Here is a 13,209-nt window from a genome sequence, read left to right as displayed (position 1 = left end):
GACGCCGGCCGGTCACCTTCTTGGGTGGCCGGCCGGCGTCGTTCCGGTTTGAGGGGTCAGTCGAGGCCGCGGCGCTTGAGCAGCGGTTCGAGTTCGGCGTCGCGCCCGCGGAAGGCGCGGAAGGAGTCCAGTGGATCGCGGCTGTTCCCCCGGGAGAGGAGTTCGGCGCGGAAGAAGTCGCCGTTGGCCCGGGTGAGGCCGCCGTTGTCCTTGAACCACTCGACCGTTTCAGCGTCCAGCACCTCGCTCCAGATGTAGGAGTAATAGCCCGCGGCGTAACCGGCGCCGGCAAAGATGTGCTGGAAATATCCCGTGCGGTAGCGCGGCGGGATCAGGTGGTGCGCCACACCGGCCGCAGCGAGTGCCTTCGCCTCGAATTCGAGGGCATCATCGGGTACTTCGGTGCCGTCCAGCACATGCCAGGCGAGGTCCAGCAGCGCCGCGCCCAGGTATTCGGTGGTGCCAAACCCCTCGCCCCACAGCTGCGCGGCGTCGAGCTTGTCCACAACCTCCTGCGGCAGCGCCTCGCCGGTGGCGTGGTGGCGTGCGTAGTTGGCGAGGACTTCCGGCCACATGATCCACATTTCATTCACCTGCGAGGGGTACTCCACGAAGTCCCGAGGCACTGCGGTGCCGGAGAACCGCGGGTACGTCACGGCGGAGAACAGGCCGTGCAGGGCGTGGCCGAACTCGTGGAACGTGGTGCGGAGCTCGTCGAGGGTCAGGAGCGTGGGTTCGCCGGCCGGCGGCTTGGAGATATTGAGGTTGTTGATCACCACGGGCCGGGTGTTGAGCAGCCCGGACTGTTCCACCAGGGAGTTCATCCAGGCGCCGCCCCGCTTGGATTCGCGGGTGTAATAGTCGCCCAGGAACAGGCCCAGCTCGGTGCCGTCCGGGTTGCGGACCTCCCAGACGCGGACGTCCGGGTGATAGCCGGCGAGGTCGCCGCGCTCATGGAACGTGATGCCGTAGAGCGCGTTGGCAGCAAAGAACACCCCGTCGTTGAGGACGCGGTCCAGCTCGAAGTAGGGGCGCAGGGCCTGCTCGTCCACGGCGTACCGTTCGCGCTTGACCTTGGCGGAGTAGTACGCCCAGTCCCAGGCTTCGAGGGGCTGGCCGGCGATTTCAGCCAGCGCGTCGGCCTCGGCATCGGCGTTCCGGACGGCGGCCGGTGCCAGCCGGTTCATCATGGTCTGCACGGCAGCGAAGTCCGGGGCGGTCTGCTGGTCAACAACGAGCTCGGCGTAGTTGGCGAAGCCCAGCAGCGCCGCCTTCTCGGCACGGAGCCGGACTGTGGCTTTGACCAGGTCCAGGACATCGAGGGCGCTGCCGTCGCTGCCGCGGCCGATGGAGGCCTCGTACAGGCGGCGGCGGACATCACGGTTCTCCAGGGCGGAGAGGGCGGGCTGGTTGCTGGGCTGGATAAGGGTGAGCAAGTACTTGCCCTCGTGCCCGGCGGTGCGGGCGGCCTCCGCGGCGCTGGCGACATCGTCGGCCGGAAGCCCGGCGAGGTCGGCGGCGTCGTCGAGCAGCAGGGCGGCGGACTTCATCGCTTCCTTGACCCGCTGGCCGAACTCCGTGCCGAGCCGGGAAAGTTCAGAATTGATGGCCTTGAGCCGCTCCTGGCCGGCATCGTCGAGCTGGATGCCGGACTGGCGGAACTCCTTGAGGTACTCGTCCACCAGGCGGGAGGACTCTGCGTCGAGCTGGTCCGTGTTGACGGCGGCGAACCGCTCGAACAGCCGCCGGTTGAGGTAGACGGCGTCCTGGTGGGCCGAGAACTGCGGGGACAGCGTGGTTTCGAGTTCGCGGATGGCGTCCGAGGCGTCGGCGGAGACGAGCGTGAAGAACGACGCCGCCGCACGCTGCAGGAGCTGTCCGGACCGCTCCATGGCCAGCGCGGTGTTTTCAAAGGACGCAGGCTCCGGTGTGTCCACGATGGCCTGGATTTCAGCGAGGTGTTCGGCGAGGCCGGCCTCCACGGCTTCGGCGTAGTGCTCGGCGGTGATGTCCGCGAACGGCGGGAGGCCGAACGGCAGGGGGCTGGGGCTCAACAGGGGATTGGTCATGAAATAACTCTTTCATGTAACGGGGGTGGTTCTCAATGCTCTGCTGAGCGTGTTGTGACAGATGCCACCGTAGGATTGGCGCCATGAGTACCTACACCCCCCGGCGGCGCGGACGTCTCCTCGCCGCCGCGGCAGCGCTTTCCCTGGCCGCCTCCGTGGCCTCCTGCGGCACCGGCGCCGGCCCGGAAAACAATGCGTCGGACTCCTCGGCTGCCGCCCGCAACACCGCCGGACAGGCAGCACCACAGAGGACGGAATCGACGACGGCGGACCCGACGGCGGCGACGTCGTCGCCGTCGAGCACCCCGACGCCGACGCCGACCCCGACGCCGGGGAAGGGTCCGGCCTGCGAGGCCGACCGCTGCACTTCGGTGCTGGTTTCCGGGGACATGCTGGTCCACGACCAACTGTGGGAACAGGGCCGCGCTGACGCCCTGGCCAAGGGCACCAAGGGGCTGGACTTCGGACCGATGGTCGAGGGTCAGCGCAAATACACCGAGCAGAGCGACCTCGCGATCTGCCACCTGGAAACCCCCGTGGCCGGACCCGCCGGGCCGTTCTCCTCGTACCCCTCGTTCAACGTTCCGCCGCAGATCATCACGGCCGTCCAGCAGGTGGGCTACCAGGCCTGCACCACCGCGAGCAACCACACGGTTGACCGCGGCACCGCAGGGCTGGTCCGCACCCTGGATGCCCTGGATGCCGCCGGGCTGCAGCACACCGGCTCCTACCGGACCGAGGCCGACTCCCGGGACGTCATGATCGTGCAGACCGCCGCGGCGAAGATCGCCGTGATCGATGCGACGTACGGTCTGAATGGACTGGCCCCGGAGGCGGCCTGGCAGGTGGACATGCTTAACGCCGACGTCATGATCGCAAAGGCGAAGAAGGCCCGGGAGCTGGGCGCCGACATCGTGCTCGGCGCTATGCATGCCGGCGATGAGTACTCGAGCGTGCCCAACGCCGAGCAGAAGAGCCTCGCCCATGCCCTTGCGGACAGCGGGCAGTTCACAATGATCTACGGCCACCACACGCACTCGGTGCAGCCGATCGAGAAGTACAAGGGCACCTGGATTGTCTACAGCCTGGGCAACGCGATCACCGAACTCTCGCCGAACTATGTGGTGAACAACGAGGGCCTGCTGGTCCGCGCCCAGTTCAGCCAGGGCACCAACGGCAAGTGGACCGCCTCCGACCTGGCGTGGGCGCCGTCGGTGATGGTCCGCGGGCCCTACCGCTGGTGCTCCGTCGCCTCCGACGCCCCGCAGGGCCCCTGTGCCGGTGCCGCGGCCGACGCAGCCACCCGCCAGCGCACCAAGACCGTGGTCGAGTCCATGGGGGCTGCGGCTGCGGGCGCCCACGAACTGCTCATCACCAAGGAACGGTAGGGCTTGGAGGAACGACGGCGGCGGGCGTCCGGGCAGCCGACCGTCCACTTGCTGTGCGGTCTTCCCGGCGCCGGGAAGACCACCGTGGCGAGGCAACTGGAAGCCGGGCTGCCTGCCGTGCGGTTCAGCCTGGACGAGTGGATGCTGCGCCTGTACCCGGACCTCCACTTTGCTTCCGGGAACTACGCGGAGCTCGCTGAAGCCTGCAAGTCGCTGATGTGGGACACCGCACTGCAGATCCTGCCCGCCGGCACCGACGTGGTGCTGGATTGGAACCAGTGGAGCCGCGAGCGGCGTGCTGTTTGGGCGGGCAGGGCAGAGGCCGCCGGTGCCGCCGTCGTCGTTCACTATGTCCGGACGCCACTGCAGACGTCGATCGAACGGGTGGCCGCCCGCGCCGGACGGCGCGAGGCGGGCTCGCACCGGCTTGAGGAGGCAGACGTCCGGCACATGGCCGGGATTTTCCAGGAACCGGAACCGTCGGAGGGTCTGCGGATCTTGTCGTGATACCGGGCGGCTAATACGGTGGTGGTGACGCGGGGGACTTCAACGGTCAGCTCTTGTCGCGCCTGGACAGGAGGCCTTGTGGGCAAAATATCGACGGCGGCCCGGCAACCCCGGAACGGGGCCTTCGCCAACGGCATGGACTATCTGAGCTGGGGCAACGGCCCAAAGACACTCCTCTTCATCCAAGGCGGGCCCGGGAGCACTGTTCCCAAGGGGGTGTTGCGCAGGATGTTCCGGCGGCAGTTTGATCCGTTTCTCCACGCCGGATATGCCGTCTGGATTGTCACCCGGCGCCGGGGAATGCCGCCGGACCACACCATCGCCGACATGGCGGACGACTACGCGCGGCTGATCGCCAGGGAATTTGGCGGGCGGGTCGACGTCGTCGTGGCGGAGTCGTTCGGCGGGATGGTCGCCCAGTATCTGGCCGCCCGGCATCCTGAATCCTTCGGCCACATCGCCATGGTGGTCACCGCGGCGGAGCTGAGCGACTGGGGCAAGGACGTCGATTCCCGGATGGCCAAGGCCCTTGCCGGCGGGGACACAAACGGCGCAGGGACGGTCTTCGCCGAGTATCTGCTGCCGGGCCGGCGGGTGAAATGGCTGCGGCAGCTGATCGGACCCCTCATCAGCAACCGGCTGCTGAGCGGAACCGATTTCCCCGCCCAGGACGTCCTCACCGAGGTGCAGGGCGAAATGTCCTTCAATTCTCGGGCCGTGCTGCCGCTCATCCGGAAGCCTGTGCTGATGATCTGCGGCGGCGCCGACCAGTTCTTCCCCCGCGAGGTCGCGCAGGAAACGGCCGGACTGATCCCGGACTGCACCCTCATCTGGTATGAGGGGAAGGGCCATCTCCGGGCAGCCTCCAGCGGACGCATCGCCCGCGACGTGCTGGAGTACACCAGCCGCAGCTGAGCCGCGGACGACCCGGCGGCAGACTTGCGGCCGCAGGGGCCGGTCCCTACGGGCGGATCGGGTCCAGGGCCAGTGTCATGTAGATGCTGTTTGGGTCCTCCGCGTAGTCGCCAAAGGGCGGGCAGGTGCTGAACCCGTGCCGCTGGTACAGCCGCCGTGCCGGAACGAAGAATTCCTGGCTTCCGGTCTCAAGGTAGAGGCGGGCGTAACCGCTACGCCGGGCCTCGTCCACGATGTGGCTCAGTAGGAGGGTGGCGATGCCGCGGCCGCGGGCGTGGGCAGCGGTGCGCATCGACTTGATCTCGCCCCGGCCAGGCTCGAGCAGCTTCAGCGCCCCGCAGCCGAGTACCTCGGACTCCTCGCGCGCGGTCCAGAAGGTGATGGCCGGGCCCGAGAGGGCGGCGGAATCAAGCGCGTGCACGCTTTCCGCGGGCGACGTGGCGAACATGTCCGCGAGGTGCTCGCTCAGGAGCTCCTGAACGTCGCCCCGGCCCGGGCTGTCACGGTCAATCCGGATCATCGTGAACCGCTCCTCCACAAAATCTGTTATCGGCAGTCCAATCTACCGGTTTGCGCCACACTCCGATGCCCTTGTCGCCGAGGTCGCCGGAACCGCGCGGGGTCGCCGCAACTTCCGGCGACTCCGACGCTTTCCCGCGATCTCGCGTCCGACGACGGTTGGCCGCTGCTCTATATCGGAACCAACCCGGCTGACACGTGTCGCCAGCACCGTGGCCCTCGCTGACGACGCTATGCTGGGCCAAACGCGGCAGCCTTGGCGGCCGGTAGCCGATGGCGGGGGATCCATTGCGAACAATTGACGACAGCGGCACCAACAGCCGGAAGAACACGCCGGGGCGCTCAGGCGTCCGGACCACAGGCACAACCCACCGGGCGGGATCAGCGCGGCCGGTTGCCGTCATGTTCTGGCTGGGTGCCGCCGTCGTACTGGCATGGCTGCTGCTGGCCGGCCGGACGGACGCTGTCATGGCGGCGGCACCGTGGCTGGTCCTCGCGGCCTGGTTCGTCTACGTGATGCAGTGGCGGCCGTTCCTCCGGACGGACAGGCACGGGTTCGAGATTGTCAACGGGCTGCGCGACCACCGGATACCGTTCGATGCCGTCGACGACATCGAGATCCGCCACACCGTGGTGGTCAGGGCCGGGGGACGGCGTTACGTCAGTTGGGGAGCCCCGACGCCGCCCGGTGCCTTCGGGGCAGGATTCAACCACGTCAGTGACCTTAAGAGCCGGCCCCACAGCATCCTTCCGGGCAACGAACGCATCAGCCAAACCGAGACGAAGACCGGCCGGGATGCCATCGTTGCGGCGTGGCAGGACGCCCGCAGGGCGGGGCGGACTTCCCCGGCGGGCGCTGTCAGCTCGACCTGGAACAGGCCAGCGATCATCGCGGGCGTCCTCGCCGCCGCCTGGGCGATCCTGGCGGCGCTTGGCTAACCCGGCGGTTGGCTGGCCCGGCGCGTGGCTAACCCGGCGCCTGGCTAAGCAGCCTCAGCGGGGGCGGCGGGCGGCGTGTTCGCGGGCGAGGACGGCGTAGGAGTCGTCCGGCGTTCCGGGGGAGAAGCTGCCGTACTTGCGTTCGACGGCGGTCCGGATGAGGAAGTCTGCCAGTGCCGGGTTCTTGGGCAGCAGGGATCCGTGCAGGTAACTCGCCACGACGTTCCGGTAGCGGGCGCCTTCCTGGCCGTCGTCGCTGTTATTGCCGGTGCCCTTGGCCGTGGTCCCCAACGGTGAGACGCCCGGACCGAGGGTGGTCTGGCCGCTGTGGTTCTCGTACCCCAGGACGGTGCCGAACTCGGGGGAGGACACCGACACGTTGCCGATCAGCCGCTGGTCGGTGCCATGCGTTTCCACGTCCAGGACGCCGATTCCCGGGATGACGGAACCCGTCCGGGTCTTGAAAAACTTCCCGAACAGCTGGTACAGGCCGCAGATCACCAGCATGGGGGTGCCGTCCTCGGCCAGGCCCTTCAGCACTGACTCCCGGGACAACAGGTCATCCTGGATGACGAGCTGGCCGCTGTCCTGCCCGCCGCCGCCCACGATCAGGTCGACGTCCGCCGGGAACTCGTCGCCGACGTTGTACTCAAGCAGTTCAGGGGTGTAGCCGTGCCAGCGCAGCCGCTGGGCCAGCACCAGGGCGTTGCCCCAGTCGCCGTAGATGTTCATGTCCCGCGGGTACAGCTGCACGACCCGGATGGTTCCCTTGCCGGGCGCCGTGGACTCTTCCGGCGGAAGCTCGTGCCCGAAGGAGAGGCTGGAGTCGGGCTGCGGGGTCATGAGACCACCTCTACTGTGGTGATTTTGGACAGCTCGCGGCGGATGGCCAGCATCGCTGTGTAGGTGCAGAAGATCCGCTTCGGTTTGTCCCTGGCGCCTCTGATGAAAGCCGCCAGCGCGGGGGCAATCTCGGTGTCCACGGCCCCGATCGCAACGTCGTCGTACTGCAGGCGGAGCGCCATGTCGTAGGCGCGGGAGCCGCTCAACTGGTCCACGCCTTCCGTCCGGAGGGTGTCGAATTCGACGTCCCAGAGCCAGGACATGTCCCGCCCGTCGGCGTAGTTGTCGTTGATGGCGATCATCGTGGCGTAACCGGCGGCCGGGAACGACTTCAGCCCCAGGCGGAAGCCGCTGGGGTTTTTCACCAGGACCAGATCCAGCGGCAGGCCGTCGACGACGAGGCTCTCGCCGCGGCCGAATGCCGGCGCCACCTGGGACAGGGCCTTCATCAGCCCGTCGTTGTCCGCGAGGACCGTTTTTCCAGGGACAGAGTCCCGGACGGCGATGGCCCGGGCCAGGGTCAGCGCGGCCGCCGCATTGAAGATGTTGTAGACGCCGCGGAGCTTCATCTCGGTGGTGGCCGTAACGCCGTCGTACTCAAAGTCTGCGTCCGCCGCACCGACCCGGCGAAGGACGACGTCGGCGTGCGGCTTGGGCGGTGCCGGCGGCACAGGGCTGCCGGGGGCGGCCCGCAGCTCGTCGTCGTTCGGGAAGGTGCTCAGCAGGGAGTCATCCAGGCCGAAGTACAGGACGTCGGGACCGGTGAGCGATTCCGCGATCCGGGCGACGCGCGGGTCCTCCCGGTTCAGCACCACCGTTCCCGTGGTCTTCGACGCGATGTGCTGCAGCAACTGCGCGGTCTTGTCGATTTCGCCGAAACGGTCCAGCTGGTCCCGCAGGACGTTGAGCAGGAGGCTGTAGCGCGGCGGCACCTGGTTGACGAAGTGCACCGCGTGAGCCTCGTCGAGCTCCAGCACGGCGACGTCGGCGTCCAGGCGTCCGCGCCAGTCCACCTCGCCAAGCAGCGCCGCGGCAACGCCGCGGGTGAAGTTGCTGCCGGTGCGGTTGGTAAAGACCTTCAGGCCCTGGCTCTCGAGCAGTTCCACCACCATCTTCGTGGTGGTCGTCTTGCCGTTCGTGCCGCTGACGACGGCGACGCCGTGCGGCAGCGTCGACAGCGTCCTGCGCATGAAGCCGGGATCGATTTTTTCGACCACAAGCCCGGGAAGGGCAGAGCCTCCGCCCCTGAGCCGGGAGACCCGGCGAACGAACTTGCCGAGCGGAATGCTGAAGTAAAACATGCTTTGTAATATATCCCAGTAGCGGTATGGAAGCCCGCCGGAGAGCGGCACGGCATGCCCGGGGGAGGTGCGGCGGGCACTATGCTGTTCGGATGACCAACCCCACTTCCGTGCCTCCTTCCCGCGTGGGAACAGGGCTGCGGATCGGCGTCCTGGCTCTCCAGGGCGACTTCCGCGAACACCTGCACGCGGTGGAAGACGCCGGTGCCACGGGCATCGGCGTCCGCCGCCCGGCCGAACTCGACGGACTCGACGGCCTCATCATTCCCGGCGGCGAATCGACCACCATCGACAAACTGTCGCGGGCGTTCGGGCTCCGCGATCCGTTGCGCCGGCGCATCCACGAGGGACTGCCGGTCTATGGCTCCTGCGCCGGGATGATCCTCCTTGCGGAGAACATCACCGACCCCGCGAAGGACCTGGCCGGCAACCCGCAGCAGACGTTCGGCGGGCTGGACATCACGGTGCGCCGGAACGCCTTCGGCCGGCAGCGGGAATCCTTCGAGACGGACCTCGATTTCAAGGGCCTTGACTTCAGCGCCACCGAAAACGGCGTGGCTCCTGTCCACGCGGTCTTCATCCGCGGACCATGGGTGGAACGCGTCGGCGACGCCGTGGAGGTTCTCGCCGTCGTGGAACCCTCCAGGGCGTCCCACCCCGAGGCGCTGGCGGGGACGGCTAGAATTGTTGCTGTGCGTTCCGGCAAGCTGCTGGCCACCTCCTTCCACCCGGAAGTGACGGGGGAGAAGCGCGTGCACGAATTGTTTATTCGAATGATCAGAGGAGAAGCGTAAAGCATGTCAGGCCACTCCAAATGGGCGACGACCAAGCATAAAAAGGCCATCCTCGATAGCCGCCGGGCCAAGTCGTTCGCCAAGCTGATCAAGAACATCGAAGTCGCCGCACGCATGGGCGGACCGGACCTCGCCGGCAACCCGAGCCTGGAACTCGCCGTCACCAAGGCCAAGAAGACCTCGGTCCCCGCTGACAACATCGACCGCGCCATCAAGCGCGGCGCCGGCCTCACCGGCGAAGTGGTGGACTACACCGAGATCATGTACGAATGCCGCGGACCGCAGGGCTCGGCACTGCTCATCGAATGCCTTACGGACAACAAGAACCGGGCAGCCTCCGAAGTGCGTCTCGCCATCTCACGCAACGGCGGAACCATCGCCGATCCTGGTTCGGTCAGCTACCTCTTCTCCCGCAAGGGCGTTGTCTCGCTGCCGAAGAACGGCCTGAGCGAAGACGACGTCCTGATGGCCGTCCTGGACGCCGGGGCCGAGGAAGTCAAAGACAACGGCGAAACCTTCGAGATCCACTCTGAACCGACCGACCTGCAGGCCATCCGCGATGCGCTCAAGGAAGCCGGTATCGACTACGACACCGACGAGGCCGAGTTTGTCCCGTCCATGGAAGTGCCGCTGGATCTCGACGCCGCCAAGAAGTTCATGAAGCTTGTTGACGCCCTCGAGGAACTCGACGACGTGCAGAACGTCTACAGCAACGCCGACCTCAGCGACGAAGTGCAGGCCGCACTGGAAGCGGAGTGACACTTCGCGTCCTCGGCGTCGATCCGGGCCTCACCCGCTGCGGGATCGGCGTCGTGGACGTTGAGAAGAACCGCCGCGCCACCATGGTGGCGTTCGGCGTCGTCGGGACGTCCCCGGAGGAAAGCCTGGACCAGCGCCTGCTGGTCATCGCCACCTCCATCGACGACTGGCTGGACCGGTACGAACCCCACGTCCTCGCCGTCGAACGCGTCTTCTCGCAGCTCAACGTCAGCACCGTGATGGGCGTTGCCCAGGCGTCCGGCGTAGTGATCGCCGCCGCCGCGCGTCGCGGCATCCCCGTGGCGCTGCACACCCCTTCCGAGGTCAAGGCTGCCGTTACCGGCAGCGGAACATCCAACAAGGACGCCGTCACCAAACTGGTCACCAAGATCCTCCGGCTCGATGCCCCGCCGAGGCCGGCAGACGCCGCCGACGCCCTGGCGCTTGCCATCACCCACGCCTGGCGGGCGGGCAGCGGCACCTCCAACAAGGCTGCAGTCACCACCGGCCCCGGCAGCCACTCACTGACTCCGGCCCAGCGGGCGTGGGCCGACGCGGAGGCCAAAGCGCGCCGCACACGCTGAATATCCGGCTGTGCGGCCGCGCGGCTTGGTAGGGTATTCGTAGATATGTTCGGATAGCCGGGTCTTCCCGGCTGAAATGAGCTGTAACCCCAGGAGCCCGGCTTTGATCAGTTTTCTTCGCGGAACCGTAGCGCACGTCGGCCTGTCCAGCGCCGTGATCGACCTCAACGGCGCCGGCATGAGCGTGAACGCCACGCCGCAGACCCTCAGCAGCCTCCGCGTCGGGGAGGAGGGGAAGCTCTTCACCTCCCTGATCGTGCGGGAGGACTCCCTTACCTTGTTCGGGTTCGGCAGCGACGACGAACGCGAAGTCTTCGACGTCCTGCTGAGCGTCAGCGGTGTTGGCCCCCGCCTCGCGCTGGCGGTCCTGGCCGTGCACGAGCCCGAAGCGATCCGCGTCGCCGCGCACTCGGGCGACGGCAAGGCTTTCACCAAGGTCCCCGGCATCGGGCCCAAGGTCGCCGGCCGGATTGTGCTGGAACTGGCCGGCAAGCTGGTGCCGCACGGCACGGCTGCCGGAACAGCTGCTCCCGCCGCATCCGCTGAAGCGGTCTGGAAACCGCAGGTCGTTGCGGCCATGACCAGCCTGGGCTGGTCCGAAAAAGATGCCACGTCCAGCATTGACAAGTCCCTGTCGGACTCGCCCGAGCTGGCCGAGAAGGGCAACGTGGCTGAGATCCTGCGCGCCACCCTCCGCTGGCTGGGGCAGGACGGTGCCCGCGCCGGGAACAGGATAGGCGCCCGTGGCTGAGCCGTCCCTGGTCGGCGGGGGAGAGGAGCCGGAGGAACGGGTTATTGAAGCCGCGCTCCGGCCCAAAAACCTGCACGATTTTGTGGGCCAGCACCGGGTCCGCAAGCAGCTTTCCCTCGTCCTGGAGGCCTCCCGCATGCGCGGCCGGAGCGCCGACCACGTCCTGCTCTCCGGGCCGCCCGGGCTGGGCAAAACGACGCTGTCCATGATCATTGCCGCAGAGATGAACGCCCCGCTGCGGATCAGCAGTGGACCCGCCATCCAGCACGCGGGGGATCTGGCAGCCATCCTGTCCTCGCTCTCCGAGGGTGAGGTCCTCTTCCTCGACGAGATCCACCGGATGTCCCGGCCGGCCGAGGAAATGCTCTACATGGCGATGGAGGACTTCCGGGTCGATATCGTGGTCGGGAAGGGCGCCGGTGCGACCGCCATCCCCCTGGAACTCCCGCCGTTCACGCTGGTCGGCGCCACGACCCGTGCCGGCCTGCTGCCCGGTCCGCTGCGGGACCGGTTCGGCTTCACCGGACACCTGGAGTTCTATTCGGTCGCCGAACTGGAACTCGTATTGCGGCGCTCCGCGGGCCTCCTGGACCTCAAGGTCAACTCCGCCGGGTTCAGCGAAATCGCGGGGCGGTCCCGGGGCACACCCCGCATCGCCAACCGCCTTTTGCGCCGCGTCCGCGACTGGGCACTGGTGCACGGGATCGAGCAGATCGATGCCCGGGCAGCCTCCGCTGCGCTGGACATGTATGAGGTGGACAAGCGCGGCCTCGACCGGCTGGACCGTGCCGTCCTCGAGGCCCTCATCACCAAATTCGGCGGCGGACCCGTTGGGCTGTCCACCTTGGCAATCGCCGTCGGCGAAGAGACCGAAACCGTGGAAACCGTCGCCGAGCCGTACCTCGTCAGGGAGGGACTGCTGGGACGCACGCCGCGTGGCCGGATCGCACTCGCCCCGGCCTGGACGCACCTCGGCTTCGCGGTGCCGCCCGGAGTGTTCGCGCAGGACCCGCTGGAGCTCTTCCAGCCCGGGGAAGACGGCCTGGATGCGGACGGCGTGCTGGGCCGGGAGTCGGATCCGGAATGGATCCGTAATGGTCAATAGCACCGCTCCGTGACGTTTTCCCTTTAGACTGGTATGACGCTCGGCACGTTCGGGTCTTTGTTTCTGTGCGCGGCCGGCATCCGGCCGCCGTCGGCGCGGCCTGAGTGCCTGCCAGCCCGAAGCGAAGCGGACGTTGCTGTATAACCAGCTACGCAAGTACAGAACGGAACTATTCCTGTGTTCGGACTTATTTCTGCCCAGACCCAGCCGCAGGCCGGCGGCGGCATCGACATCATGACCATCCTGCTGTTCGCCATGCTCGGCGTCTTCGTCTTCATGATGTTCCGCCGCAACAAGAAGACCCAGCAGCAGCAGGTACAGCTCCAGTCGAAGTTTGCTCCGGGTGTCGAGGTCATGACGAGTTTTGGCCTGTTCGGCCGGATTGTCGAGATTAACGACGACGAGAACAAGGTCCTCCTTGAGCTGTCCCCGGGCAACACCGCCACGGTGCACCGCCAGGCCGTCACCAAGATCGTCGAGCCGGTCGTCGCCGCTGACGAGCCCACGGTGGTCCCCAACGACGCATCCTCGCTGACCGCCGACAAGTCCGGCACCGCCGAAAACGCTGTCACCGTCAACGATGCGCCGCGCGACGAGACGCCGGAAGAAACCCTGCGCCGCCTCAACGACGAAGGCAAGAAAGACAGCTAGTCTGCCTGTTTGAGCTATCCCGCGAAGTAATGGTTGCGGGCAACCGCCGGAGCGGCCCCTCTCTGGGCCCCACCGGCGGTTCCT

The 13,209-nt window shown here is 67.4% G+C and carries 14 protein-coding genes; 10 read left to right on the top strand and 4 right to left on the bottom strand.

All coding sequences use genetic code 11. From position 1 onward, the window contains the following. Positions 1–56: 56 nt before the first annotated feature. Positions 57–2,069 carry a M3 family metallopeptidase gene (locus tag ASE96_RS10510; RefSeq protein ID WP_056429673.1) on the bottom strand — a complete coding sequence of 671 codons (2,013 nt, stop codon included), beginning with the start codon at positions 2,067–2,069 and terminating at the stop codon, positions 57–59. A gap of 83 nt (positions 2,070–2,152) precedes the next feature. Between ASE96_RS10510 and ASE96_RS10505 the strand changes: the two genes are divergently transcribed. The 3 genes from ASE96_RS10505 (at position 2,153) to ASE96_RS10495 (ending at position 4,879) form a co-directional block, all read left to right on the top strand. Beyond that, complete coding sequence (locus ASE96_RS10505) at positions 2,153–3,457, top strand: CapA family protein (RefSeq protein WP_082492679.1); 1,305 nt, start codon at positions 2,153–2,155, stop codon at positions 3,455–3,457. 3 nt (positions 3,458–3,460) lie between these two features. After that, positions 3,461–3,964, top strand: coding sequence for an AAA family ATPase (locus ASE96_RS10500; protein ID WP_056429670.1), 504 nt, complete (start codon positions 3,461–3,463; stop codon positions 3,962–3,964). 78 nt (positions 3,965–4,042) lie between these two features. After that, a complete protein-coding gene (locus ASE96_RS10495) occupies positions 4,043–4,879 on the top strand; it encodes an alpha/beta fold hydrolase (protein WP_056429668.1) in 837 nt (278 codons plus the stop codon). Between the two features lie 46 nt (positions 4,880–4,925). Here ASE96_RS10495 and ASE96_RS10490 read toward each other — a convergent pair whose 3' ends face one another. Continuing rightward, complete coding sequence (locus ASE96_RS10490; protein ID WP_056429666.1) at positions 4,926–5,399, bottom strand: GNAT family N-acetyltransferase; 474 nt, start codon at positions 5,397–5,399, stop codon at positions 4,926–4,928. Between the two features lie 287 nt (positions 5,400–5,686). Between ASE96_RS10490 and ASE96_RS10485 the strand changes: the two genes are divergently transcribed. Next, entirely contained in the window at positions 5,687–6,337 is a 651-nt protein-coding gene (locus ASE96_RS10485; RefSeq protein ID WP_156367561.1) for a hypothetical protein, read from the top strand. Between the two features lie 54 nt (positions 6,338–6,391). Here ASE96_RS10485 and ASE96_RS10480 read toward each other — a convergent pair whose 3' ends face one another. Beyond that, positions 6,392–7,180: a type 1 glutamine amidotransferase gene (locus ASE96_RS10480; RefSeq protein WP_056429662.1), complete on the bottom strand. Its 789-nt coding sequence runs from the start codon at positions 7,178–7,180 to the stop codon at positions 6,392–6,394. Further along, complete coding sequence (locus tag ASE96_RS10475) at positions 7,177–8,481, bottom strand: Mur ligase family protein (RefSeq protein ID WP_056429660.1); 1,305 nt, start codon at positions 8,479–8,481, stop codon at positions 7,177–7,179. Before ASE96_RS10475 ends, ASE96_RS10480 begins: the two co-directional genes overlap by 4 nt. 92 nt (positions 8,482–8,573) lie before the next feature. Between ASE96_RS10475 and pdxT the strand changes: the two genes are divergently transcribed. The 6 genes from pdxT (at position 8,574) to yajC (ending at position 13,125) form a co-directional block, all read left to right on the top strand. Continuing rightward, complete coding sequence (gene pdxT / locus ASE96_RS10470; RefSeq protein ID WP_056429658.1) at positions 8,574–9,275, top strand: pyridoxal 5'-phosphate synthase glutaminase subunit PdxT; 702 nt, start codon at positions 8,574–8,576, stop codon at positions 9,273–9,275. A 3-nt stretch (positions 9,276–9,278) separates the two neighbouring features. After that, positions 9,279–10,034, top strand: coding sequence for a YebC/PmpR family DNA-binding transcriptional regulator (locus ASE96_RS10465; RefSeq protein ID WP_056429657.1), 756 nt, complete (start codon positions 9,279–9,281; stop codon positions 10,032–10,034). Next, entirely contained in the window at positions 10,031–10,618 is a 588-nt protein-coding gene (ruvC, locus tag ASE96_RS10460; RefSeq protein WP_056429655.1) for a crossover junction endodeoxyribonuclease RuvC, read from the top strand. Before ASE96_RS10465 ends, ruvC begins: the two co-directional genes overlap by 4 nt. Before the next feature lie 103 nt (positions 10,619–10,721). Further along, positions 10,722–11,369, top strand: coding sequence for a Holliday junction branch migration protein RuvA (gene ruvA, locus ASE96_RS10455; RefSeq protein WP_056429653.1), 648 nt, complete (start codon positions 10,722–10,724; stop codon positions 11,367–11,369). Continuing rightward, positions 11,362–12,474: a Holliday junction branch migration DNA helicase RuvB gene (gene ruvB / locus ASE96_RS10450; protein WP_056429650.1), complete on the top strand. Its 1,113-nt coding sequence runs from the start codon at positions 11,362–11,364 to the stop codon at positions 12,472–12,474. Before ruvA ends, ruvB begins: the two co-directional genes overlap by 8 nt. 234 nt (positions 12,475–12,708) lie before the next feature. After that, positions 12,709–13,125 (top strand): preprotein translocase subunit YajC, encoded by a 417-nt coding sequence (yajC, locus tag ASE96_RS10445; protein ID WP_056430020.1) that lies wholly within the window; start codon positions 12,709–12,711, stop codon positions 13,123–13,125. Positions 13,126–13,209: the final 84 nt, after the last annotated feature.

The organism is Arthrobacter sp. Leaf69 (genome assembly GCF_001422645.1).
GTDB lineage: Bacteria > Actinomycetota > Actinomycetes > Actinomycetales > Micrococcaceae > Arthrobacter.
This window is presented reverse-complemented; position numbering and strand designations above follow the sequence as displayed.